Here is a 22,822-nt window from a genome sequence, read left to right as displayed (position 1 = left end):
CGGTTCAAGGCGCCTTTGATGACTTGCTGATCACGTTGGATCAGATGGATTCGTCGATCCAGCTTTGCAGTGCCGCCTTCGGCGCCGCGCCTGCGCGGTTCGAGACGACCTGACCGTCCTTGAAGATGAACAGCGCCGGAATACCGCGAACGCCCATGGCGGCGGCGGCGTTCGGGTTGCTGTCTACGTCAACCTTGGCGATTTTCACCTTGTCGCCGTATTCAGCGGCCAGCTCTTCCAGGGCGGGGCCGATCTGCTTACAGGGGCCACACCATTCGGCCCAGAAATCGACAACAACGGGGATGTCGGAATTCTTAACCTCGGCGTCAAAGGTATCGTCGGTCACGGCTACGGTCGACATATTCTGTCTCCTGAATGGGGTAAACTCGGGAACAGAACGTAGGGTCGGCACCGCCCAAGGTCAAGATATCTGGGTGCAGGCCAGCGCGTCCGTCACAAGATCGTGTGGCAACCACATCAGATCGGCAGTGCGGGTCCACAGGATCGCGGTCCGGATTTCCCGATCCGGATAGATCTGCGCCAGCGCCTGCGCATAGGCCCCCATCTGCCGCAACAGACCTTCGGGGCAGGCTGATGCGCTGTCAGGAACCGTGGTATTTGATTTGAAATCAATCACCTGCACATCCGCCTCGGTCACGATCAGACGGTCGATCACTCCATGCATGCGCCGCCCGTTCAGATCGGCGGTCACCGAGACTTCGGCCATTGTGTTATTGGCGAACACGAATTTCAGATGGTCAGCCGCCAGAACGGCCTGCGCCTCATCCAACAGTTCCTGCCGGTCAGGTTGTTGCATATCAGGTAGAACCCGGGCGCAAAGCTGCGGCCAATTCTCTGGTGCAACGGATGGTAAGTGCTCCAATAACAGGTGCAGGCGCGTGCCACGCAGTTTGGCGGCCTCTTCATCCTGGCCGGTATCTCCGGGCAACGCTTTGGCCCCACCTAAATCAGACGGGCTGAGCGTCTCGGGCGCCTGTTCTGGCACGGACGCTGGGGAAAGGAACTGGTTGGGCAGCGGAGTCGCGGCAATCTGAGGCTCCACATGTTCGACAAGAGGTAACGCGTCCCAATCTGCATGTGACAAACGCAGGGTTTCCGAGCCAAGGACCTTTGCGGCCCCTGCCCGTGCCATCGCAGCCTCGACCATCTGGTACCAACTGGTTCCGTCTTTGCCGACATCCCCGGCGGCGCCGACGATTAGCCACTTTTCGGCCCGCGTTAGAGCCACATATAGCAGTCGAAGCCGTTCATTTTCTTCCCGCGTCCGTGCCTCGGCTCGTGCCTGGGCGATCAAGGCTGGCGAGGCATCCGCGGGTACTTTCCACAGCGGTGTGCCCTCTCCCACCATGATCTCGGCATCACGCGGGGCTTGTCGCTTGCCGGTATCCGGCAGGATCACGATCGGGGCCTCAAGCCCTTTGGAGCCATGCACCGTCATCACGCGGATCATGTTGCCGACACCGCTCATCTGCCGTTTGATTTCCAGATCGTCGGTTTGCATCCAGATCAAAAACCCGGTGAGACTGGGGATATCAGTGCGCTCATAAGCCAGCGCCTGTGACAGCAATGCATTGATACCATCCTCGGCCTCGGCTCCCAATCGGCCCAATAGTTTCCGCCGCCCGTCATGCCGGGTCAGAATGCGTTCGATCAGGTCATAAGGGCGCAGAAAGTCGATTTGGCCGCGCAGATCGTTGAGGATGCCTAGCGTTTCGGGATACTCCTCGGCCCGTTGTCGCAAGGCGGCCCACAGAAACTGTTCCTGCCGCCGATGCGCCAGGTCGAACAATTGTTGTTCACCCCACCCGAACAAAGGCGATTTCAACACTGTGGCCAGTGACAGGCTGTCCTCGGGCGTGGCCAGAAAGCTCAACAGCGCCGCCAGATCCTTGACCGCTAGTTCCGCGCCCACTTTCAAACGGTCGGCCCCGGCAATGGGTAGGCCTTCGGCCTTGCAGGCGCGGATGATCTCGGCAAACAGGTCTGAACGGCGTTGGACGAGGATCAGAAAATCCCCCGGTTGCACCTTGCGCCGAACGAAAGTGCCGGGCCGGTCACCATCCTCGGGGATCGTCTCGCCGGTGTCGATCATGGTCTTGATCGAGCGGGCTACCTGTTCGGCCAGAATGACGGTGTGGTGCCGCGCACCGGGTCGATCCACCGGATCGGTCCAGTCGCCATCATCATCTTCGTCGACCTTTTCCACCACCGGCCACAAATCAACGCGCCCCGGCAAATCGGCCTTAAATGCGCGGTGCAGGCTATCCTTGTGAAACCCGGCCTCGGCACGGTTTTCGAACAGGATATCGACCAGTGAGAGGATCGCACTGGAGGATCGGAATGAGTATTCTAGCGTCGAATCCCACAGTTTAGAGCCTGATTCTTCCAATCTGCGCCCAAATTCCTGCTGCATCCGGTCAAAGGCCTGCGGGTCGGCGCCCTGAAAGGAATAGATCGACTGTTTCTTGTCGCCGACCACGAAAATAGTCCGCTCGACCCCGGATCGGGCCCCTTCCCCGCTGGTGAATTCCTGAGCTAGCTTTTCAACAACATCCCATTGATCTGGGCTGGTATCCTGCGCCTCATCCACCAGAATGTGGTCGATGCCGCCATCCAGACGGTACAGCACCCATTCCGCCACGGCCGGATCGTTAAGCACCTGCCGTGCGCGCAGGATCAGGTCGTCGAAATCCAGCCAGCCGCGCAACAGCTTGCGGCGTTCGTATTCTGGCAAAAAGGCAGCAGCAAAACGGTGCAGAACATGTGTTTTGCGTGCCGCGACCAGCGCCAGCCGGTGTTCGCGTGCGGCCTCGATCCGAAGCATGAGGGCTTCGAGCTGTGGCATATGACCAGCCAACACGCCTTCCCGCAGGGCTTTGGTGGGGAAACTGTTGATCTTGGTGGTAAAAGGTTCTTTGGCCGATTTGCCCGTCAGAAACACGCTCTCCAACAGCGGCAAGCTGTTGATGCGCGCCTCGGTAAACGCCGCCAGTTTGGCCGCAGCCTTGGCGTTATTGCCGCCACTTTCGGTCAGTGCAGGCAGGATCGCGCGGATCAAGTCGACCTCACCACCCAGAAACACGCGGGCCAGCAGGGCGTTTTCGTCGAACCCGTCGGGCAGATCGAAACGTTGCAGCAGATCAGGCCACTCTATTGGCTGAGAGAAGAGGTTGCGTTTATGCGTGACGGCGGCGGTCAGATTGTCAAAGCCGGAATCTGTCACGAAACGGGCGACATCCTCAATCAGTGCGGCCTGCGCACCTTCGGCAAAATCTTCGACGATCTCTTCGCGCAATAACGCTGCGGCCCGGTCCTCCATCTCGGAAAACTGAGGACTAACCCCGGCCTCCAAAGGAAATCGCCGCAATAGCGAAGCGCAGAATGAGTGGATCGTCTGGATTTTTAGTCCACCCGGCGTTTCGATGGCGCGGGCAAACAGGGTGCGGGCCTGCGCCAGCCTGTCAGGGTCGATCACGCCCGGCACGCCCAGATCAGTCAGCTGCGCCAGCAAACTGTCATCCCCCAGCATCGCCCATTCACCCAACCGTTTGAACAACCGGTTCTGCATCTCGCTGGCGGCGGCTTTGGTGTATGTCAGGCAGAGGATATGTTGCGGCTGCACGCCACCCAGCAGCAACCGTGCCACCCGGTCGGTCAGAACCCGCGTCTTGCCCGACCCCGCATTGGCCGCCAACCAGGTCGAGGCATCTGGGCGCGCCGCCTGCACCTGCCGCTCGGTTGCATCATTGCGGGCGTTCATTTCAGCACCTCGGGTGTGGTTTTGTCAGTGCGGTCCCATTCGCCGAACCGGGCGAGGTGGTCATAGTCGCCAACATCCGTGTCCTTGTGCAGCATCCGGCGCGCGGTGAAGCCTTGATCAGGCTCTAAATAGGCAGATACCAGCTCTTTCAGCTCGGTCAGAACCTTGTCAGGCGGCTCCTTGGCCAATGGGGCCGCGACCTCTTTGTAAGTACCGCCCATGCCGATGAATACAGCCTCGGCAACCGGTAACGGATCGATGCCTTCGATGGCGCCTTGCTCGGCCATGGCGGCCTCGATCAGCAATTGTTTGTCGAACTTGGCTTGCTGGCTTTCGGTCGGAGGCGTGCCGGTCTTGTAATCCACGATCCGCAGCGCGCCACGGCTGTTGTGATCGATTCGGTCGGCTCGTCCGGCGATGGTGAAATCCAGTGGCGATAGCACCAGCTTCATCGCGGCCTCAAACGCCACTGGCCCGCCATCGCCACGTCGGGCGGTTTCAGCGGTAAGGAAGTCATCGGCAATCCGCTCAAGCCGTGCCAGCCACAGTTTGCGGGCGGTCGGCCACGCGACATGCTGGTCCAACAGCGTCTCAGCGCGTTTCAGGAAATTCTCGCGTGTCAGCAAAGCGCTGTCCAAAACACTGTCCTTGACGAAATGTTCAAGGATTTCGTGGATGACGATCCCGCGCAGCAAAGCGTCTGGTGCCTGGACCATGGGGTCCAGTGGCCGCAAGCGCAGCACATGTTTGGCGTAGATCGCATAGGGATCGCGGATCAGGCGTTTGATTTCGGTCACGCTCAGACGGCGTGGGCGTGCGGCGACCGGCGGGCGCGGCGATGGACGCGCGGCCGGTTCGATCTTCGGCGCGACCTCAAGCTGTTCCGACCAACGCAGCCATTGCTTGCCACGAGCGCGCATTGAAGCCAGCGCTTCGGGACCACCCTGCCCCGGCAAGCCCTGCAACAGGTTCGTCATCCGGTTCAGCCAGCGCGATGGCACGGTTTCGGCGTCATCGGATCGGGTTGCGCGGGTCAACCAGACCTCGGGCGCTCCGACGGCTTGTTGGAAATCATGCGCTGACAGGCCAATGCGGCGTTCGGGCAGCAACAGCCCCGCCTTGTCGCGCATCTGTCGGTTCAGCCAAGGGTCAGGTGCTGCCGCCTCGGGCCAGCTGCCTTCATTTAGGCCGCCCAGAATCAACAGATCAGCGCCCTGAACCCGGGCCTCAAGCGTTCCCCAGATCATGATATGCGGATGTGGCGCGTCCCGGTCGCGAACCTCTTCCCCCGCCAGCAGCGCGCCCAGCAGGTCGGCGAAATCATGGGCCGTCATCGGGCCGCCATGTTCGGCCTCGTCCTCAAGCGCAGTCAGAATCGACAACGCCTTTTGGCCCGCATTCTTGTCCCACAGCGTTCCGGCGTCGCCTTCACTACCGGCCGATATCGCCTCGGCCAGATTGCGCAGGCGGGTCACCCATTCGGATAGAGGTAATTCACCCGTCACGTGCTGGTCGCAGAATTGCGCCACCAGCCATTGCATCCACTGCTCTGGCACCTCTTTGCGGATGGCAAAAGCGGCCAGGCTGGCGCTTTCGGGGAACGGAGGGCCGTGTCGCCGCAAATCCAGTTCCAGATCACGGGTATGCAGCAGATGCGCACCGCGATCGCCGCCATCGTGGCAAAGCGGATGTTTCAGCAGGGTCAGCAGCGCCTCGCCCTCGAGCCTCCGGGCGAAAAGCCCAGCCACATGGCGCAGAAACCGGCCCGGAGGCGTTAGCTGCAATGGCAGACCCGCACTGTCATCCGGCAGAATGTTCCACCGATCCAATGCGGCGCTGACCTGACGAGTCAGCATCCGATCAGGCGTGATCAACGCGGCGGTCTGGCCGGATTCTGCCGCTTCACGCAGACGCAGGGCAATGGCCAATGCCTCGGCGCGGGGGGATTGCGCCTCAACCAGGGTGAGGTCCTTGGTGGCGCCATCCAGATCGGTTAGCTGGGGACCTTCGGACATCCAGGCATCAGTGATCGGCGCTGGGCGTAACGCCAGTGAAATCAGCCGATTACGGGCAGGGGACGGGGCAGGGTTGTTCGTCCAACGTTCGATCTGCCTCGGCTGTATCTCAAGCCGGGTCATCAGTTTTCGGAACCGGTATTGCGGGTGATCTTCTGAGGCTAGCGCATCGTCCAATCCCTGCCAGACATGGTCAGGTTGATCGAAATCGTAACCAGGCAGGATCAGCGCCCCTTGCGGCAGGCGGGCGACAGCCTCCATCAGCATCAATGTGGTGCCACGCGAGCCGGTAGAGCCCGCAAGGATTACCGGATGCTGCGGGGGCAAAACCTGCCAGCGATCAATCAGGTTTTCCACCACACGCCGTTGCCGCGCCTGCGCGTCCAGCGCATCAGGGCCAGAGTCAATGAAATGGTCGGCAATCCCGATAAAAGCCTGGGCCCGTGCCCAATGACCAGACATGTCGCTGACATCCAGCTGCCGGATCGCGTCTGGCGAAACACCTTCGCCCTGCATTTCGTCAATCAGCGCCGCCAGACTGTCGGACAGATCGAACAATGAGGATCGCGCAGCGAGATCAGGCTGTTGTTCCAAGAGCTTGGCAATCAGTTGCGTCAGCTCCAACTTGCGTCGCAATGCGGGGATGGCGGGCGGGATTTGCGCCAGATCGACGCTTTCGCCCAGATCGGTCACCAGCGATTGGCGTGGCAATAGGCAGGCCGAGCCCTGATCGAACAGATCGCGTACGCGCCGGGCCATACGGCGCGTGTTGACAACCAGTTGGACCCGGGCCAGCGCCTCGGCCGGTTGGTCATTGGCGCGTAGACGCAGGCCATCCACCAGAGCCTTTGGAAAATCTGCGCCCGGAGGCACGGCAAAGACGCGGGGTGCGGCGCTGGGCTCAAACATCGGCAATTAGCCCCTCGGCCAGGGCAATCCCCTCGGGGCGGCCCACGTCGCACCAGCGACCGGGGTAGGTGGCCGCGAATAGACGGCCCTGTTTGTGCATCTGATCCCACAGCAAGTTCAGCGAAAATTCCTGTTCCGATATGGCTGCCAGCCCTTCGGTCTTAATGATCTGCGCCCCGCCATAGACCAATCCGGGGCCACGGGTGATCCGGCCCTCGGCATCTGCCGTGAAATCGCCCGGTCCGGCATGCCCGATGGTCTGGGCGATGGGAACACACATAAGCAGCGCATCCATTCGGTTGGGGTCCCAGGCTTTGCGCAAAAGGGTCAGAGGGTTCGGCCCGGACCAGATTGCATCCGTATTCAAGGTAAATACCGGATCCAGCCCCAGTAGGGGCAGAGCAGCACGCAGCCCACCGCCTGTTTCCAGAATTTCCGGCTCTTCCAAAGAGGTCAGCACGCCCTTGGGGGTCAGATGCGCTGCAAGCTGGTCGGGCAAATAATGCAGGTTAGCAACCACTCGATCAGCGGGCAGATCGTCCGTCAAATCCAGCGCGTGATCGATCAGCGGGCGGCCTGCGACCTCGATCAGGGGTTTGGGCCGGTCTTTGGTCAAAGTGCCCATACGGGTGCCAAACCCGGCGGCAAACAACATCACGGCGTCGGGGTGTCGGGTCATGTCTGTCTGAGCCTGTCCAGGTTTTCCGGGGTTGGGGCGGGCAGGGCGCTGCGCAGAAGATCAGCAACAGAGACCAGCGCAGGATGGTCCAGATCGCGCATCAGATGCGCCCATGTGGCCGGGATCAGATCGATGTATTGCGGTTTTCCATAGTCCACCGCCAATCGGGCGAACACGCCCAGAATGCGCAGGTTTCGTTGCGCACCTAACACGGCGTAGGCAGTGCGAAAGTCATGATCCTTTTCGCCGGTTGCATCGATGTATCGGTTTACCATCCGCATCTCGGTCCCCGGTGCCACATCACGGCGCACATCTTGCAACATCGACACGAGGTCATAGGCCGGGTGGCCCAGCATCGCGGTCTGGAAATCCAGCAATCCTACCCGCTTGACCCCGTCACGGTCCGGCAACCAGATCATATTTTCCGCGTGATAGTCACGTTGGATCACCACTTTGCGGCCCGAGGTTTCTTGGTGCAAAATATCCGCAAAGCGGTTTTCAAACCGTATCCGAGCGTCTGCATCATGTTCCCCCAATACCGCTTGGGCGTATTTGGTGAAGGACAACGCAGCCAATTCGGTCATCATCGTCGGATCATAAGACGGCAGTGACAGGGTAGGTGCCTTGTGCAGCTCGATCAGAACGTCGGTTGCAGCCTCATACAGCTCGCGCTCCATCCGAGGGTTTTGCCTGAGGACGCGGGCGAACAGATCATCGCCCAGATCCTCCAGCAACAGAAAGCCGAATTCTGTGTCCTCGGCATAGATTTCGGGTGCGCTAAGCCCGACTTCCCGCAGATAGTTGGCCATGCGGACAAAAGCCTCAACCGGTTCGGCCTTGCCCGGAGGTGAGTCCATGAAAACCGCCGTGCGGCCAGTGTCTGGATCGGTCAAACGTTCGTACCGGCGGTTCGAGGCATCCCCGGCCAGCGGTGCGCGCGTGGCGTTGGACCATGGTGTTTGTGCAATCAGCGCCTCGGCCAGCACAGCCCGGTTCGTCATGCGGCACTCTCCAGTATTTGGGGCCATTTCGGATCGGACCACGAAAGGGTCAGATATCGCAAACCCGTCGTGTTAGGGTCTGTTTTCAAATGCAAGGTCAGGGCAGTGGCAGGGGTCAGCGGACCCAGCTTGTCCGGCCATTCAATCAGGCAAATGGCAGTTTCAAAAGCGTCGGACAGCCCCAGTTCTTCGATCTCTTCCAAGGCGCTTAGCCGGTACAGATCGCAGTGCCAGATCTCGCCAGGTAGGGTATCATAGGCTTGTACCAGCGTGAAGGTGGGCGAAGGCACGTCCTCGGGCACAGACATCAGTGATTGGATCAGGCTGCGCGCAAAATGGGTCTTGCCGCTGCCGATCTCACCCTCAAGCAACAAGATGTCGCCAGGGCGCAATTTTGCACCCAGCCGTGCGGCCAGATCGGCGGTTTCTTCGGGCGAATTCAGGGTGATCGAACGGGCGTGCAACGTCATGGCGCCACAATGACCGTACGCCCGGGCGGCTGCAACCCGGTTCAGGCGCTGATTTGACGGATCGGCAGGGTTGACGGCGCATCCTCGACCGAGAACCGCACAATCGTTGCGCCGTTCTGCATGGGACTGACCGTACAGGACAGTTGGGTGCCGTTCCGCAGCTTTAGGTCGTTGGACCATTCAGCACGGTTGTCGCGCATTTCCACGAAATCGCGAATCTCGCCGAGGATCGGTGAGGCAACGCATTGTTCCTGCCAGCCACGCGTCACATCCAGCACGGAATCCGGTTCGAACCCGGCCTCACCAGAATCCCCCCACAATTGTTGATAGGTGCGATTGGTAAATGCCAGTGTTCCGTCATCACCAAACACCGCGATGGCATCGGCCAACTTATCCAGAACCGATTGCATCAGATCCATTTCCGAGCGGAAGCGCCGGGTCAGGGTAATCTCGGCCGTGATATCTTCGAACAGAAAAGCTACGGCGCCGTCGGGATGGGGCCGCCCGCTGACCGAATATACTGACCCCGATGGCAGCGACCAGGTTTCCTGGTAATTCCCGTCCTCGGCCGCTTCGAGCAGGTCGTTCATCTGGTTGCGCCACCCGCGATAATTCTTGGGTTCCGGCATCATGTGTTGATCCCGCAGACGGTCAAAAAAGCTGGACAGACTGGGGCGGCAACTGAGGAAATCCGGGGGCAGGGTGGTCAAATCGATCAGCGCCGGGTTGAACAAGGCCAGTTGTCGGTTGCGGTCAAATATGGCCAGCCCGATAGACAATTGAGCAAAGGTTTTCGTCATTGTCTGGACGAACTTGCGCTGAGCGGTCTCTGCGGCGACGATGGCATTGATATCGACGGCATAGCACAGGTGCCCCTCGGGGTGATCCACCAGAGTGAGATCGAACCACAGCTTGTTGCCGCTGCCTTCGGACGAAATTGAGATGCGGCTTTTTGCCCCCAACCGTGCGTCTTCATCAGCGCCGGGGAACATCGGTGCGGTCAAATCAGTATCCTGACCACGGACCTTGCGCACAAGTGAGACATAGGCGGCATTGCACCAACGCACGTTACCTTGATGATCCAGCAGCCAAACCGGATAGGGGGCCTGTTCCATCGCCAGCCGGATCGGGTCTTGGGGGTCGCGCTGCACCGGGTCGGGGCGGTCGGTACTGTCGCGCAGTTGCACCCGCACGATCCCGTCGATCCATTCACACAGGACATCGCGTTCGATGGTGCAGTCGATGGCAGGAATGACCAGGGTACCTTCGCGTCGAATACGGTCTGGTGTTTCCGGAAAGGTCGGAAAGTCCCGTTGCAGCAGGCGGCGCAGATCAGGCCAGTCGCGGACTGCCTGAAACCCTTCCAGAGAAATATCGGAATGGCTGATAAGGCGGTCCTCATCGAACAGAAACACTGCATCGAACAGCGACGCGGGTGAGGACAGACCGAAACTATCGCCCCGCTGCCGACGACGGGGCAAAAGCCATTGCACCGCCAGGCTGGCGGATACCAGGCTGATAGCGGCCAGAATGATCCAGTCGACCATGCTCTCCTCGGTACTGACATCACGAGAAGGAACTATGCCCGTTAATGGTTAACGGGGTCTTAACTCAGACCTGGATACGCTGGTTCGCACCCGACGGGACAGGCGTGTCGCCGGTTTGCGCGTCGATCAGATTTCGCGGCCAGGAAACCTGTACGATTGCGCCCCGCCGGTCTTTTTTGTCGCTCAGGTTCTGATAGGGATCTGACCCGTTGGCGAATTGAAGCTCTGCCCCGCTGCGTTCCAGCAGGGTTTTGGCAATGAATAACCCCAGCCCCATGCCTTCATACCCCGGGCGGGTCCGCTGATCGGATTCGGCTCGGCGGCGGCGCATGAAGGGATCACCAATACGACCAATCATCTGCGAAGGGTAACCGCGCCCGTCATCCATGATATTGATGGTGATCTGATCGGTGGTCCATTCGGCCTCGACCCAGACATTGGCGCGGGCGAAATCCACCGCATTCTGGATCAGGTTGCGCAATCCGTGAATGATCTCGGGCTTGCGCAGGATCGAGGGTTGCTGCACATCACCGTCCCCGGCAGGCCCTTCGTCAAAATGCACCGTCTTGCCGCGATGAATATGCGGTTCGGCGGCTTCATGCACCACGGTGGACAGAGGAGCCTGCCGCAGATGCAGATCATCTTTGCCGGCGCGGCCCATATCGCGCAGGATATCGCGGCAGCGATTGGCCTGTTCGCGGATCAGTGCGGCATCGTCTTTCAGGTCGGGGCGGTCATCCAGCTCTTCGATCAGCTCGGAACTGGTCAGCTTGATCGTGGCCAATGGCGTTCCCAGCTCATGCGCGGCGGCGGCGACCACACCGCCCAGATCGGTCAGCTTCTGTTCGCGCGCCAGGGCCATGTGGGTGGCTGCAAGCGCTTCGGACATGGATCGGACCTCGGAACTGACGCGGTGCGAATAGGCACCGATGAACACAATTGCGATAACGATCGCGGCCCAGTTTCCGAACAATAACATGTCGGGGATTAGCAAAGCCTCGCCCTGATCCGTGCGCAGCGGCAGATGAAACTCAGCCAGCAAGGATGCCACAACAATCGCAACACCCCCCACGATCAGGGTTGAACGCGTACTCATTACGTTGGCCGAAATGGTCACCGGCCCAAGCAGCAGCAATGCAAACGGGTTGTTCAGACCACCGGTCAGATAAAGTAAAATGGCCAGCTGCAGCAAATCGAACAGAACCATCAGGAAGTTCTCGAACTCGGTCAGGCGTTTGTTTTGCGGGAACAGAAGAATGGCCGTCATGTTGCCCATGACCGAAACACCAATGGCCAGATAACACAGGGCCAGTTCCAGCTGCACGTGATAATATCGCTGTGCCACAGTGATGGCCGTGAACTGGCCAATGATGGCCACCCAGCGCAATAGGATCAGCGTGCGCAGCCGAATCCAGTTGCTGCCTTCTTGACCGGTCCACGAAGTGATGTTGGAATTTGCCATCGGTCTATTATGTCCTGTTGCATCGGCTGTTCATCTTGATAGGTGTCCCGGCGAAAACGATCAACAACCCCTCTCATTTCAGGATTGATGTCATGACCCGCCTTTATGCCATCCTCGCAACCGTTGTTCTGGCCGTTGGCCTGGGCGCCATGTGGCTGCTGACGCTGGGGGGCCGGTCGGACGATCGGTTCGCGCAATGCCGTTCCGGCCAGATCGCCGGTGGCTCAGCCGCGATTGGCGGCCCGTTCGAGCTGATCAACGGCAAGGGAGAGACCGTTACCGACAAAGATGTGATCACCGAGCCGACGCTGGTTTATTTCGGCTATACCTTCTGCCCCGATGTCTGCCCTTTCGATATGTCGCGCAATGCCGAGGCCGTGGATATTCTGGCTGAGCGTGGCCAGTCTGTGACGCCGCTGTTCATCTCGATCGACCCGGATCGCGACACACCCGAAGTGATGGCTGATTATGCGTTCAATCTGGGCGGCAAAACCATCGCGTTGACCGGCACGCCCGAGCAGGTCAAGGCTGCCAGCCAAACCTACAAGACCTATTACAAGGCTCATGACAAAAGCGACGAATTCTATCTGGTCGACCATTCCACCTTTACTTACCTGATGACGCCCGAGCATGGATTCCTGGAATTCTTCAACCGCGACGACACGGCGGAGCAGATGGCCGACAAGGTCGGGTGCTTCCTGGATCAGATGTAGGGCGCACAGTCGATTTGACCTTTGAAATGGCGCTGCTATTACTCATGTTTAAGCCAAAGACGTAAAATTACGGAAAGAACAGAATATGGCGGACAGCTCTGACCTGGATATCGGCCCCGATAAATCCCTGCTTTTGGTGGATGATGATGAGCCGTTTCTGAGACGTCTGGCCAAAGCCATGGAGAAGCGCGGGTTCGAAGTTGAGACCGCAGGTTCCGTCGCCGCAGGCCGCGCCATTTCTACAGCCCGCCCCCCTGCATATGCCGTTGTCGACCTGCGGCTTGAGGATGGCAACGGTCTGGATGTGGTCGAAGTTTTGCGCGAAAAACGCCCCGACAGCCGGGTTGTGGTTCTGACCGGATATGGCGCGATTGCCACCGCCGTGGCCGCCGTCAAGATCGGCGCGACCGACTACCTGTCAAAACCCGCCGATGCCACCGACATCACCAATGCGCTGCTGGCCAAAGGTGACGAACTGCCGCCACCGCCGGAAAACCCCATGAGCGCGGACCGCGTGCGCTGGGAGCATATCCAGCGGGTGTATGAGCTGTGCGACCGGAATGTCTCCGAGACCGCCCGTCGCCTGAACATGCACCGCCGAACGTTGCAGCGAATTTTGGCGAAGCGCAGTCCGAGGTAGGCTACAGACTCAGTTCGAATGGTGTTGCAGCTATTGGCGAAAACCGCGCCTGAAACTTGGGTGCAACGTCTAGGCGCTTTGGTTTTTGGCGTCTGTTCCCTCGGAGCTCTGATCGTTGTGGGATCCATTGTTTTTCAAACTTGGAATGGACCATGGACTATGACCGGCTTAACGGCGAGTGTCTTTGGACTAGCAACTTGTTCTCTTTTGACCTTCTTCGGCATCGCCCATGCTTTGTCGGCACTTTTCCCCAAACTTATTGGGGCCAAGCAAACCCGTTCATCTCTGGAGCCCTTTGATACCGGTGAGATGAATGCGGAGAAATTGAGGTTTCTATATCAACTTATCGGCTGGTTGACTCTGATCGGTCTGTCTGTGATCGGATTTTTGTACATTTCCTATTGATTGGACCAATTGATCCGAGAACACGCCATCCTTTGTTAAATCTTCTGGATCAGATTCTCATGCCGCGCCATATACGCCTCGCGTGCCTCAACCGGCGGGCGTAACGTAATCGTCAATCCTTCCATCACCGACTTATCCGGACGACCAAAGAACTTCGTCGCCTCGGCCTCGGAAAACCCCGCGATTTGCGTTGCCTCCATCCAGGCGCTGATCTTGTCGGCTTTCTTGATCTGCCGTTTCACCGTTTTCGGCACTGCAGCAGGCAACCCGAACCGAATGTGGATCGCGGCCGCCAGACGATCATCCAAAGCGCCGTAATCGGGGCCAACGGCGGATTTGACCGGCGAGATCATATCTCCGATCACATATTCCGGCGCATCATGTAACAAAGCCGCGAGGCGCCATTTCACCGGTGCTTTGGGCGCAATCCGGCCAAAAAGCTCTTCGACCAGCAGGGAATGCTCGGCCACGGAATAGGCGAAATCACCCGCCGTTTGGCCGTTCCAACGGGCCACAAAGGCCAATCCGTGGGCGATATCTTCGATTTCGATGTCCACGGGGGTCGGATCCAGCAGATCCAGCCTGCGCCCCGACAGCATTCTTTGCCACGCTCGTGCTTGTGTTGCCATTATGCCATGCCCTGTGAAGTCGCTCACGTAAGTTTTGGGTTTTTGTGTTATGATGTACCTGTCGAGATCACCAGCTGCCAACTTTTTCTTGACCAGACGTGCTTTGAATTGGCGCGTGGTGATACCGACATCTGTGCTGAGGGGGGTGCATGCTCCTCCTGGTGTGCCCCTCTCGGAACGTAACTCGTATCGAAGGGAGCTACTATGTTTAAGCGACTGTTTGGAATTACCCTGGCCTTTGGAATGGCCGCCACTGCCCCCCCTGCATTTGCCCAAGGTTGTGCGCAACGCGAGCATGTGATCGCCAAGCTGCAAGACAGCTATGCAGAAGAGCTAGTCTTTGGTGGATTGCAGAAAACGCGTGGTGCGCAGGCGGTTATGGAGGTTTGGACCTCGAAGGAAACCGGAAGCTACACGGTTCTGGTGACCCAAGCGAACGGCATTAGTTGTATTGTCGCCGTTGGCACCGATTTTTTTGAAGCGATCCCGAAGATTACACTAAAGGGTGAGCCCAGCTGATTTTTGCTGCCAAATAATCTGTTTTCGGCCATCTGCGTTGCTACCTGCCCCAAGGGATGCTAGGGGGCAGCCCGGACCTGCTTACCGGAATGGAGTATATGATGGCCGGGGACTATATCGTCAAAGACATTGCGCTGGCCGGGTTTGGCCGCAAAGAGCTGGACATCGCCGAAACCGAGATGCCGGGCCTGATGGCCCTGCGCGCGGAATACGGTGACGCAAAGCCCCTTAAAGGTGCGCGGATCGTCGGCTCGCTGCACATGACCATCCAGACGGCTGTTCTGATCGAAACATTGGTGGCGTTGGGCGCGGATGTGCGCTGGGCGTCGTGCAACATCTTCTCAACCCAGGATCACGCGGCGGCAGCCATTGCCGAGGCTGGTATTCCGGTCTTTGCGATCAAAGGCCAGACGTTGGAAGAGCATTGGGATTATCTGGACAAATCCTTCCTGTTCGAAGACGGCCCGAACATGATTCTGGATGATGGCGGCGACGCAACGCTGTATATCCTGCTGGGCGCACGTGCCGAAGCCGGCGAAGACATCATCCCCGTTCCGGGCTCGGAAGAGGAAGAAGTCATTAAGGCCCAGATCGCCAAGCGAATGGCGGCAAGCCCTGGCTGGTTCACCAAGATGCGTGATCAGATCCAGGGCGTGTCCGAGGAAACCACCACCGGTGTGAACCGCCTGTATCAGCTGGTGAAAGACGGCCACCTGCCGTTCCCGGCGATCAACGTGAACGACAGTGTCACCAAGTCGAAATTCGACAACAAATACGGTTGTAAGGAATCGCTGGTCGACGGCATCCGTCGTGCCACCGACACGATGATGGCCGGTAAAGTTGCTGTCGTTTGTGGTTATGGTGACGTGGGCAAAGGCTCGGCCGCGTCGCTGCGCGGTGCGGGTGCCCGTGTAAAAGTGACCGAGGTTGACCCGATCTGCGCCCTGCAGGCCGCAATGGACGGGTTCGAGGTCACCCTGCTGGAAGACGAAGTCGCCAGCGCTGATATCTTCATCACCACCACCGGCAACAAGGACGTGATCCGCATAGAGCATATGCGCGAGATGAAGGATATGGCCATCGTTGGCAACATCGGTCATTTCGACAATGAAATTCAGGTGGCCAGCCTGAAGAACCACAAATGGACCAACATCAAGGAACAGGTGGATATGATCGAGCTGCCCTCGGGCAACCGCATCATTCTGCTGTCCGAAGGTCGTCTGCTGAACCTCGGCAACGCCACCGGGCATCCTTCATTCGTAATGTCGGCCTCGTTCACCAACCAGGTTCTGGCGCAGATCGAGCTGTTCACCAAGGGTGATCAGTATGAAAACGACGTCTACATCCTGCCCAAACATCTGGATGAGAAAGTCGCCCGTCTGCATTTGGACCGTATCGGTGTGAAACTGACCAAGATGGACAACGAACAGGCGGCCTATATCGGCGTGAAACCCGAAGGCCCCTATAAGCCCGAGCATTACCGCTATTGATTGCGGAACGGGTATGACCAAACGCACAGGACGCCGCCGGATTTTGTATCTGGCGGCGTCTTTCTTTTTTACACTCGTTGCCTTGCTGATCGTCGTGGGCGGCGGCGGGTGGTGGGTGTTGTCGCATCCGCAAACTCCGGTGCCGCCACATTGGAACCCGCTGCGGGACTTGACCGTGACAGCACCGGTTACGCCGGTCACCGCGTATCAGCTGCGCCACGCATTGGGGGATGAGGCACAGTGCCGGGCCGCCCTGTCCGCAGCCGGAGTGGTTTTTGAGCCGATGGACGAGCTGGTGGTGGATCGGAACTGCGGCATTGCCGGTCGGGGCCTCTTGTCTGGTCTGACCACTGCACGGATCGAAGCGGTCGAAACCAGCTGCACCACAACATTGCGGCTGGCCTTATGGGAACATCACGTGGTGCAGCCGGCCGCGCGCGAGATCCTGGGCACCGACGTGCGCGCCTTACGCCACGTGGGCAGCTACAATTGCCGCCGGGTGCGCACTGCGCAGGGGCAGGACAGCGGCTGGAGCAGCCACGCCACCGCGGACGCGATTGATATAATCGGCCTGCAACTGGGGGATGGCCGATCCCTGACCCTGCTGACAGATTGGGACACACCCGGACCCGAGGCCGCCTTTTTGCATCGAATTGGACGTGGTGCTTGTGACTGGTTCCGGGTTGTTTTGGGGCCAGATTACAATCGCTTGCATGCCGACCATTTCCACCTGCAGGGTCCGGGTTGGGGCTTTTGCCGCTAGGCTAGCCGGGCCGCTTTGCGCCCTTATCGGCATTAGGGGGAGAAATCCCTTAATTTTTTCCTTTCGGAAAAATATCCGTCGCGGCTAACCTTAATGAAGACGGTAAGGGTGCCGTTTCATTGTAACTTAGGGAGATTGGGACATGGGAAAACGCGACGAGCTGATCGCAAAATACGCAGATGATCTGAAAAACAAATGCGGAATGGACCCTGACATGGACCTGCTGACCAAGGTCACAATCGGATGTGGTCCGGCGATCTATGACGCCGACGCGTCGACCGTGGCTGCCACGCAGGAAGGTGAGATCGAGACGGTCAAGAACAACTTTCTGATCAAGAAGCTGGGCCTGTCAGACGGGCCAGAGTTGACGGGTGCAATCAACACTGCGCTTGAAACCTATGGCATGTCTGAGCGTAACAAATACCGCGCCGTTGTCTATTACATGCTGACCAAGCATTTCGGCAAAGAGTCGGTCTACGGCTGATCCCTTGATGCCCGTCAGGCCACTGGCGGGCGTTTTCAATTTTAAGCACTTGGTGTTTGTGCTGACCACCAGAACTCGGCTAAAATCTAAGAGTGACCAGTACGGTCAGAGCCAAAGATTTCCAGACGCGTGTGGTGAGTAGGGAGCACGCGGGGGTAGGGAAGGTTCTGCATCGTCGGAACCTTCCCGCATTTTTATTGGAACTCTTCAATAATTCGGGCAACAAACCGTTCCACTGAATCTGGCCCTCGATTTGGTTGGCGTTTTCTTCCACCCCCCTTACCGGCCAAATAAACCTCAATATGACCCGGTCGCGTTTTTAGACCGGACTTCGTAAAGTCCCGAGAGATACCGCCAAGCAAATTTGCTGTCAGTTCCGCAATTTGCGCGTCCTTGGGGTGATAGAATCGGACCTGAGTCGCCTTCACGGCATAATTTACCCGCGCTGTTGCAATCACGTCAGTCTGGTCCGAGGTCAAAATCTCAAGCACGGCGATGCTGGTTTCGTTCGACACGCCAACGGGTACAAAAAGAGATACCCCTGTTTCAGCCGGCTGGTCATGATTAGGCAGGCTGTCATGTTTTTCGGGGATCACGAGAACCGATCTCGGTGCGGTGGCTCGGGCGATCACGAGGTCAGGTACGGTTGTTAGCGGAGCCACCGGTTCGTAAGAGCCTTGTATCACTGGCGGCAATAGCGTCTCACCCCAGGCAGGCGCATAGTTCATTGGAACAACTGAACTGCTCCTTTCTGACCCTGGCCCCGTATTTGCAGTGGACGTCTTGTGCGTCACTTTGGCAAACCGCGAAATCGGTTCTGCCGCGTCCGATTCCAAGCTGGACAGGGTCGTATCACCGTCATTTGGATCACCTGCCACCGGATTTGCGTTTGCGTCGATTTCTGCTGTTGTATCAATAGATAAGCTGGTTTGAACCACCGCGTCGGGGTTTCGCCATCCTGCCAAAACACTTGTTGCGGCCCAATGCAGGGCAGCGCCACAGAACATTGCACCAAAAACGATCGGATACATGCGATTGACGCGCTGTTTTCGGGGCGGTTGTATTGGGTGTTTCGACTGAGAACTTTTGAACACAACCTGCTCAAATTTGAATTCACCGGGTTCTGCGGGGCTGTCTTCCTGCGGCGCTTCAATCTCGATTTCCGGTGACATTTTCAGGTGACCTGATTGCTGCACATCGGCCAGCGCAGCGGCGCGCTGTTTTCGCGCAATCTCAAGGCGCGCTTCCCAGCATTTTGAACTCAGCTCAGCAGCAATGTCTTCGTTCTTCCCACCGCTGCCTTCAACGTCAGACATGGGTTCTTGCTTTCGAATTGATCAACCAAAGATCGAGCAACACCAAAAGACAGACGACCACTGAAACTGCGGCCGCCATTGCCCCCACATGGTGCAGCTCTAAAAATATACCATTTTATTGGTGGTTTGAGAAGGTTTGCACCCTTAGACGTTGATTCCGTCAATCCGGTTGGGTGGCCCCCAGCGCACAGATGGTTGCCCATTCCTCATCAGTCACAGGTTGAACGGACAGGCGCGAGTTTTTCACCAGCACCATCTCGTCCAGACGTTCATCTGCCTTGATCTGCTCTAAAGTGACAGCTGTGGTGAACGGGCGTACAGCCTTGATATCCACACATTCCCAGCGTTCATCATCTGTGGTGCTGTCGGGGTGGGCCTCGGCGCAGACCTCGACAATGCCGACAATCGCCTTGTCCTTTTGCGAGTGGTAGAAAAACCCGCGGTCACCGATTGCCATCTGACGCATGAAATTGCGCGCCTGATAATTGCGCACGCCGTCCCACTCTTCACCCGCATCCCCTTTGGCAACCTGCTGGTCCCAGCTCCAGGTTGAGGGTTCGGATTTGAACAGCCAATATGCCATCAGCCGACGACCTTCTTCCATACGATAAGATCAACGGATTGAAACAGCCCTGCTTTGGCATAGGGATCGTTGTCTGCCCATGTTTGCGCAGCAGCCATGTCCTCGACCTCAAGAATGATCAACGAGCCGATCATCGCGTCGCCGTCCAGCAGGGGGCCTGCCTGTGCAACAACGCCAGTTTCCTCGATATAGGCCAGGTGGTTGGCGCGATTGTCCAGCCGGGTTTGCAGGGCACCGTCCTTGTCCTTGGCGATCAGGGCAATGAGCATATTATTCCTCCTTGAGGGGTCGGTTGAGCAGGGTTTGAATGGCTTGGGGCACACTATAGGTACCGTGGCTCAGGTCGGCCACCGTGGCGCTGATGGGCATGTCCAGCCCCTCAGCCGTGGCAATGTCCGCCATGGCGCGCGCGGTTGCGACGCCTTCGACCGTTGTTTGGCTGTCGAAAGGGCGATTTTGACCCAAACACAGGCCAAAACGATAATTTCGGGACAATTCGGATGAGCAGGTCAGCACCAGATCGCCCAATCCAGACAGGCCCATCAAGGTATCGGGACGCGCACCGCGCATCAAAGCGAACCGCTGCATCTCGGCAAAACCACGGGTCATCAGGGCAGCGCGGGCACTGTCGCCCAGTCCGGCCCCAATGGCAGCGCCGCAGCCGATGGCCATGACGTTCTTCAATGCCCCGCCCAGTTCCGCGCCGATCACGTCGGTGGTGCGATAAAGGCGCAGGTTCGCAGTGGTCAGTTCGGTCTGCAGCGTTTCGCTCAGATCACCATCCGCGCAGGCCAGCGTCAGCGCCGTGGGCAGCCCGCGCGCGATGTCATCGGCAAAGCTGGGCCCGGTCAACAGGGCCGGGTGCGCATCCGGGATAGTCTGGCGGATCACCGAGATTGGACCAAGGCCCGAGGACAGTTCGATCCCCTTACAGCAGGCAACCAGCGTCTTACCGGCCAAAACCGGGGCATGTTCCGTCAGAGCTGCACGCAATTTCTGCATAGGCACCGCCAGCAGCAAGACATCAGCGGTCACGGCGTCCTGCATGTCGGCTGTCACCAACACTTCGTCCGGCAGGGCGACGTTTGGCAGGCGCGCAGCGTTTTCGCGGCTGTCTTGCATTTGTTTGGCTTGCACGGTGTTGCGCGACCACAGCGTCACCGATCCGTTCCCGGCCAGCGAGATCGCGAGCGCGGTGCCAAATGCACCTGACCCAAGGACAGCAACACTCATGCTTTGGCTCCCTTCTTACCGCTGCCCAGCATGGCGGGACTGGTCTGATCCAACGGCCAGCGGGGCCGGGCGGTCAGGTCCAATCCATCCCGGGCACCGGTACGAAACCGCTCCATCCCGGCATAGGCAATCATGGCGGCGTTATCGGTGCATAGGTTCAGCGGCGGGGCCGTGAATCGCGCACCTTTTTCTATGCAAACGGTCTCTAATGCTGCACGAATTGCCGAATTTGCTGCTACGCCACCTGCAACCGCGATCACCGGCTCTGCAGGGTTTTCCTCCAAATACAGATCCATCGCCCGGCGAGTTTTTTCGGCCAATGTGTCGACAATGGCCTGCTGAAACCCAGCGCACAGATCTGCGCGGTCCTGTCGGGTCAACCCACCCTTTTCGGCAACGATCTGGTCTCGCATCCGCATCAGCGCGGTCTTGAGCCCCGAGAACGACAGATCACATCCTGGCCGGTCCAGCAGTGGGCGGGGAAAGCGGAACCGCTTAGGATCGCCCGACCGGGCTTCGACCTCGACCGAGGGGCCGCCGGGTTGCGGCAAGCCCAGCAGGCGGGCGGTTTTGTCGAACGCTTCGCCGGGGGCATCGTCGATGGTGCCGCCCAGACGGGTGAAATTTTCCGGTCCGTGGGCAATCAGGTACTGACAATGCCCCCCCGAGACCAACAGCATCAGATAAGGAAAAGCGATCCCATCCGTCAGACGCGGTGTCAGGGCATGCCCGGCCAGATGGTTCACCCCGACCAATGGCAGGCCAGATGCTGCACTCAGCCCCTTGGCACACATGACGCCCGACATGACGCCGCCGATCAGACCCGGCCCGGCGGTGACCGCGATGGCGTCCATATCGGCCAGGGTCAGCCCTGCGGACTGTAATGCCTGCACCACGCAGACATCCAGTTTTTCGGCATGCGCGCGGGCGGCAATTTCGGGCACTACGCCGCCAAAAGCGCTGTGCAACTCGGTCTGGCCATGCACGATAGAAGACAGAACCTCGGCCTCTGCACCATCGGTTTGGCGCACGACGGCGGCGGCCGTGTCATCACAGCTGCTTTCCAACCCGAGGATGGTAAGTGTTTGCACCATTGGCCTGATCCGTTACACCATGACTGCCAAGCGGGGTATCACCCTGCGCGGATGCAAACAATCCCAAGGCGGAAGGCGCCGACCGTTGTATTTGTTGATGACCCGCCCGCGCGCCGCCTCAGAACGGTTTGTCGCGCAGCTGCCGGCCCGCACCAGATCCCGGGTCAAGGTCATCTATTCCCCACTACTCGAAATCAACCCCTTGCCGATCAATGTCGACACCAGTGGTGTGCGGGGACTGATTTTCACCTCGGCCAATGGGGTGAATGCTGCCGTATCCTTGGGCTTGTCTCGGAACATGCCCGCCTTTTGCGTCGGCCCGGCCACCACCAGCACGGCCCAAAGTGCTGGTTGGAACGCGCAGATGGTTGGCGCAGCGGCCGAAGAACTGGTGGCCTATCTGCTGAAACATCGGCCCGACAGCCCGCTTTTGCATTTGCGTGGAGAACACAGCCGGGGCAATGTCGCCACCCGCCTGACCGAGTCGGGACTGACCGTGCGCGAACAGGCCGTCTATCAGCAGCGCCTGTTACCGCTGACACCCGAGGCCGCAGCCGCCGCCGATGGCAAAGAGCCGGTCATCGCACCGTTATTTTCGCCCCGGACGGCGCGACAATTTGCCGATATCTGGGCTGGTTCAGCGCCCCTGTGGCTGGCCGCAATCAGCGAAGCGACTGCGGAACCCCTTTATTTTTTGGACTATGCGCATTTAAGGGTCGCCAAAGCGCCAACCCCGAAGAAAATGCGGAAAGCGGTTAAAAAACTTGTGAAACATGCGATGCGGGTTGAGGGTAGCGAGACCACCGATTAACTTAGAGTGGCCTGTTATTCATATGATTTTGGATTCGATAAGGGGAATGTTGCGGTGGCTCGTAAGAAGAAAACCGATCAAAAGCCAGTGGAAGACCCCAAGTCGGACGAAGCGGTCGAATCCACAATTGCCGAGGAACAAGCTACTGTTGACGCGGCCGAGCCGGTAGAAGAGGGCTTTTCCGAAGCCGAAGCCGAAGCCGAAGCCGAAGCCGAAGCCGAAGCCGAAGCCGAAGCCGAAGCCGAAGCCGAAGCCGAAGCCGAAGCCGAAGCCGAAGC

The 22,822-nt window shown here is 58.8% G+C and carries 22 protein-coding genes and 1 pseudogene; 9 read left to right on the top strand and 14 right to left on the bottom strand.

Annotated elements, in window-relative coordinates; all coding sequences use genetic code 11:
- Window positions 1-40 precede the first annotated feature (40 nt).
- The 8 genes from trxA to regB all read right to left on the bottom strand — a co-directional run bounded on the left by trxA (window position 41) and on the right by regB (window position 11,864).
- The gene (gene trxA, locus ACR0M2_RS12425; RefSeq protein WP_226689009.1) at window positions 41-412 is read right to left on the bottom strand and encodes a thioredoxin; all 372 of its coding nucleotides are present in this window, start codon (window positions 410-412) and stop codon (window positions 41-43) included.
- A gap of 9 nt (window positions 413-421) precedes the next feature.
- On the bottom strand, window positions 422-3,781 hold the full coding sequence (addA, locus tag ACR0M2_RS12420) for a double-strand break repair helicase AddA (RefSeq protein ID WP_480705336.1): 3,360 nt from the start codon (window positions 3,779-3,781) through the stop codon (window positions 422-424).
- Window positions 3,778-6,705 carry a double-strand break repair protein AddB gene (addB, locus tag ACR0M2_RS12415; RefSeq protein WP_480705334.1) on the bottom strand — a complete coding sequence of 976 codons (2,928 nt, stop codon included), beginning with the start codon at window positions 6,703-6,705 and terminating at the stop codon, window positions 3,778-3,780. The genes addA and addB overlap by 4 nt, the downstream gene beginning before the upstream one ends.
- Window positions 6,698-7,384, bottom strand: coding sequence for a nucleotidyltransferase family protein (locus ACR0M2_RS12410; protein ID WP_480638494.1), 687 nt, complete (start codon window positions 7,382-7,384; stop codon window positions 6,698-6,700). Before ACR0M2_RS12410 ends, addB begins: the two co-directional genes overlap by 8 nt.
- Complete coding sequence (locus tag ACR0M2_RS12405) at window positions 7,381-8,385, bottom strand: aminoglycoside phosphotransferase family protein (RefSeq protein WP_480638495.1); 1,005 nt, start codon at window positions 8,383-8,385, stop codon at window positions 7,381-7,383. The genes ACR0M2_RS12410 and ACR0M2_RS12405 overlap by 4 nt, the downstream gene beginning before the upstream one ends.
- Window positions 8,382-8,855 (bottom strand): tRNA (adenosine(37)-N6)-threonylcarbamoyltransferase complex ATPase subunit type 1 TsaE, encoded by a 474-nt coding sequence (gene tsaE / locus ACR0M2_RS12400; RefSeq protein ID WP_170349530.1) that lies wholly within the window; start codon window positions 8,853-8,855, stop codon window positions 8,382-8,384. Before tsaE ends, ACR0M2_RS12405 begins: the two co-directional genes overlap by 4 nt.
- A 41-nt stretch (window positions 8,856-8,896) precedes the next feature.
- Window positions 8,897-10,402 carry a PAS-domain containing protein gene (locus ACR0M2_RS12395; protein WP_480688564.1) on the bottom strand — a complete coding sequence of 502 codons (1,506 nt, stop codon included), beginning with the start codon at window positions 10,400-10,402 and terminating at the stop codon, window positions 8,897-8,899.
- Window positions 10,403-10,466: 64 nt separating this feature from the next.
- The gene (gene regB, locus ACR0M2_RS12390; RefSeq protein ID WP_170515345.1) at window positions 10,467-11,864 is read right to left on the bottom strand and encodes a sensor histidine kinase RegB; all 1,398 of its coding nucleotides are present in this window, start codon (window positions 11,862-11,864) and stop codon (window positions 10,467-10,469) included.
- Window positions 11,865-11,956: 92 nt separating this feature from the next.
- Between regB and ACR0M2_RS12385 the strand changes: the two genes are divergently transcribed.
- The 3 genes from ACR0M2_RS12385 (at window position 11,957) to ACR0M2_RS12375 (ending at window position 13,622) form a co-directional block, all read left to right on the top strand.
- Entirely contained in the window at window positions 11,957-12,577 is a 621-nt protein-coding gene (locus tag ACR0M2_RS12385; protein ID WP_480705331.1) for an SCO family protein, read from the top strand.
- A gap of 85 nt (window positions 12,578-12,662) precedes the next feature.
- On the top strand, window positions 12,663-13,217 hold the full coding sequence (locus ACR0M2_RS12380) for an ActR/PrrA/RegA family redox response regulator transcription factor (RefSeq protein ID WP_142637470.1): 555 nt from the start codon (window positions 12,663-12,665) through the stop codon (window positions 13,215-13,217).
- 18 nt (window positions 13,218-13,235) lie between these two features.
- Window positions 13,236-13,622: a hypothetical protein gene (locus tag ACR0M2_RS12375; RefSeq protein ID WP_170349526.1), complete on the top strand. Its 387-nt coding sequence runs from the start codon at window positions 13,236-13,238 to the stop codon at window positions 13,620-13,622.
- Between the two features lie 35 nt (window positions 13,623-13,657).
- On the opposite strand, the gene ACR0M2_RS12370 is transcribed toward ACR0M2_RS12375, so the two are convergent.
- Complete coding sequence (locus tag ACR0M2_RS12370; protein WP_170349525.1) at window positions 13,658-14,251, bottom strand: HD domain-containing protein; 594 nt, start codon at window positions 14,249-14,251, stop codon at window positions 13,658-13,660.
- 204 nt (window positions 14,252-14,455) lie between these two features.
- Between ACR0M2_RS12370 and ACR0M2_RS12365 the strand changes: the two genes are divergently transcribed.
- From ACR0M2_RS12365 to ACR0M2_RS12350, 4 genes are all read left to right on the top strand, one after another.
- Window positions 14,456-14,770, top strand: coding sequence for a hypothetical protein (locus ACR0M2_RS12365; protein WP_425081214.1), 315 nt, complete (start codon window positions 14,456-14,458; stop codon window positions 14,768-14,770).
- 101 nt (window positions 14,771-14,871) lie between these two features.
- Window positions 14,872-16,260: an adenosylhomocysteinase gene (gene ahcY / locus ACR0M2_RS12360; RefSeq protein WP_170396897.1), complete on the top strand. Its 1,389-nt coding sequence runs from the start codon at window positions 14,872-14,874 to the stop codon at window positions 16,258-16,260.
- Between the two features lie 13 nt (window positions 16,261-16,273).
- The gene (locus tag ACR0M2_RS12355) at window positions 16,274-17,023 is read left to right on the top strand and encodes an extensin-like domain-containing protein (protein WP_480705328.1); all 750 of its coding nucleotides are present in this window, start codon (window positions 16,274-16,276) and stop codon (window positions 17,021-17,023) included.
- Window positions 17,024-17,165: 142 nt separating this feature from the next.
- Window positions 17,166-17,507 (top strand): DUF2853 family protein, encoded by a 342-nt coding sequence (locus ACR0M2_RS12350; protein ID WP_170349521.1) that lies wholly within the window; start codon window positions 17,166-17,168, stop codon window positions 17,505-17,507.
- A gap of 194 nt (window positions 17,508-17,701) precedes the next feature.
- On the opposite strand, the gene ACR0M2_RS12345 is transcribed toward ACR0M2_RS12350, so the two are convergent.
- From ACR0M2_RS12345 to tsaD, 5 genes are all read right to left on the bottom strand, one after another.
- A complete protein-coding gene (locus ACR0M2_RS12345; protein ID WP_480705327.1) occupies window positions 17,702-18,823 on the bottom strand; it encodes a hypothetical protein in 1,122 nt (373 codons plus the stop codon).
- A gap of 160 nt (window positions 18,824-18,983) precedes the next feature.
- On the bottom strand, window positions 18,984-19,406 hold the full coding sequence (locus ACR0M2_RS12340; protein WP_170349519.1) for an EVE domain-containing protein: 423 nt from the start codon (window positions 19,404-19,406) through the stop codon (window positions 18,984-18,986).
- On the bottom strand, window positions 19,406-19,675 hold the full coding sequence (locus tag ACR0M2_RS12335; RefSeq protein ID WP_170349518.1) for a YciI family protein: 270 nt from the start codon (window positions 19,673-19,675) through the stop codon (window positions 19,406-19,408). Before ACR0M2_RS12335 ends, ACR0M2_RS12340 begins: the two co-directional genes overlap by 1 nt.
- Window position 19,676: 1 nt before the next feature.
- On the bottom strand, window positions 19,677-20,639 hold the full coding sequence (locus ACR0M2_RS12330) for an NAD(P)H-dependent glycerol-3-phosphate dehydrogenase (protein ID WP_425081210.1): 963 nt from the start codon (window positions 20,637-20,639) through the stop codon (window positions 19,677-19,679).
- The gene (tsaD, locus tag ACR0M2_RS12325; RefSeq protein ID WP_480705325.1) at window positions 20,636-21,733 is read right to left on the bottom strand and encodes a tRNA (adenosine(37)-N6)-threonylcarbamoyltransferase complex transferase subunit TsaD; all 1,098 of its coding nucleotides are present in this window, start codon (window positions 21,731-21,733) and stop codon (window positions 20,636-20,638) included. The genes ACR0M2_RS12330 and tsaD overlap by 4 nt, the downstream gene beginning before the upstream one ends.
- A gap of 97 nt (window positions 21,734-21,830) precedes the next feature.
- Here tsaD and ACR0M2_RS12320 point away from each other — a divergent pair, with 97 nt between their 5' ends.
- Both ACR0M2_RS12320 and ACR0M2_RS12315 read left to right on the top strand, forming a co-directional pair.
- Window positions 21,831-22,544, top strand: coding sequence for a uroporphyrinogen-III synthase (locus ACR0M2_RS12320; RefSeq protein WP_480705323.1), 714 nt, complete (start codon window positions 21,831-21,833; stop codon window positions 22,542-22,544).
- Window positions 22,545-22,598: 54 nt separating this feature from the next.
- A pseudogene (locus ACR0M2_RS12315) lies at window positions 22,599-22,822 on the top strand (hypothetical protein); the annotation flags it as partial.

This window comes from Ruegeria sp. BE10 (assembly GCF_056538905.1).
Note: the sequence above shows the minus strand (reverse complement) of the source record. Positions and strands in the feature narration are given on the sequence as shown.

Bases quoted from the DNA above. Each gene is read 5' to 3' on its own strand.
- addA (WP_480705336.1), bottom strand. From the start codon at position 3,781: ATGAACGCCCGCAATGATGCAACCGAGCGGCAGGTGCAGGCGGCGCGC.
- addB (WP_480705334.1), bottom strand. From the start codon at position 6,705: ATGTTTGAGCCCAGCGCCGCACCCCGCGTCTTTGCCGTGCCTCCGGGC.
- ACR0M2_RS12410 (WP_480638494.1), bottom strand. From the start codon at position 7,384: ATGACCCGACACCCCGACGCCGTGATGTTGTTTGCCGCCGGGTTTGGC.
- ACR0M2_RS12405 (WP_480638495.1), bottom strand. From the start codon at position 8,385: ATGACGAACCGGGCTGTGCTGGCCGAGGCGCTGATTGCACAAACACCA.
- tsaE (WP_170349530.1), bottom strand. From the start codon at position 8,855: ATGACGTTGCACGCCCGTTCGATCACCCTGAATTCGCCCGAAGAAACC.
- ACR0M2_RS12395 (WP_480688564.1), bottom strand. From the start codon at position 10,402: ATGGTCGACTGGATCATTCTGGCCGCTATCAGCCTGGTATCCGCCAGC.
- regB (WP_170515345.1), bottom strand. From the start codon at position 11,864: ATGGCAAATTCCAACATCACTTCGTGGACCGGTCAAGAAGGCAGCAAC.
- ACR0M2_RS12385 (WP_480705331.1), top strand. From the start codon at position 11,957: ATGACCCGCCTTTATGCCATCCTCGCAACCGTTGTTCTGGCCGTTGGC.
- ACR0M2_RS12380 (WP_142637470.1), top strand. From the start codon at position 12,663: ATGGCGGACAGCTCTGACCTGGATATCGGCCCCGATAAATCCCTGCTT.
- ACR0M2_RS12375 (WP_170349526.1), top strand. From the start codon at position 13,236: ATGGTGTTGCAGCTATTGGCGAAAACCGCGCCTGAAACTTGGGTGCAA.
- ACR0M2_RS12370 (WP_170349525.1), bottom strand. From the start codon at position 14,251: ATGGCAACACAAGCACGAGCGTGGCAAAGAATGCTGTCGGGGCGCAGG.
- ACR0M2_RS12365 (WP_425081214.1), top strand. From the start codon at position 14,456: ATGTTTAAGCGACTGTTTGGAATTACCCTGGCCTTTGGAATGGCCGCC.
- ahcY (WP_170396897.1), top strand. From the start codon at position 14,872: ATGGCCGGGGACTATATCGTCAAAGACATTGCGCTGGCCGGGTTTGGC.
- ACR0M2_RS12355 (WP_480705328.1), top strand. From the start codon at position 16,274: ATGACCAAACGCACAGGACGCCGCCGGATTTTGTATCTGGCGGCGTCT.
- ACR0M2_RS12350 (WP_170349521.1), top strand. From the start codon at position 17,166: ATGGGAAAACGCGACGAGCTGATCGCAAAATACGCAGATGATCTGAAA.
- ACR0M2_RS12345 (WP_480705327.1), bottom strand. From the start codon at position 18,823: ATGTCTGACGTTGAAGGCAGCGGTGGGAAGAACGAAGACATTGCTGCT.
- ACR0M2_RS12340 (WP_170349519.1), bottom strand. From the start codon at position 19,406: ATGGCATATTGGCTGTTCAAATCCGAACCCTCAACCTGGAGCTGGGAC.
- ACR0M2_RS12335 (WP_170349518.1), bottom strand. From the start codon at position 19,675: ATGCTCATTGCCCTGATCGCCAAGGACAAGGACGGTGCCCTGCAAACC.
- ACR0M2_RS12330 (WP_425081210.1), bottom strand. From the start codon at position 20,639: ATGAGTGTTGCTGTCCTTGGGTCAGGTGCATTTGGCACCGCGCTCGCG.
- tsaD (WP_480705325.1), bottom strand. From the start codon at position 21,733: ATGGTGCAAACACTTACCATCCTCGGGTTGGAAAGCAGCTGTGATGAC.
- ACR0M2_RS12320 (WP_480705323.1), top strand. From the start codon at position 21,831: ATGACCCGCCCGCGCGCCGCCTCAGAACGGTTTGTCGCGCAGCTGCCG.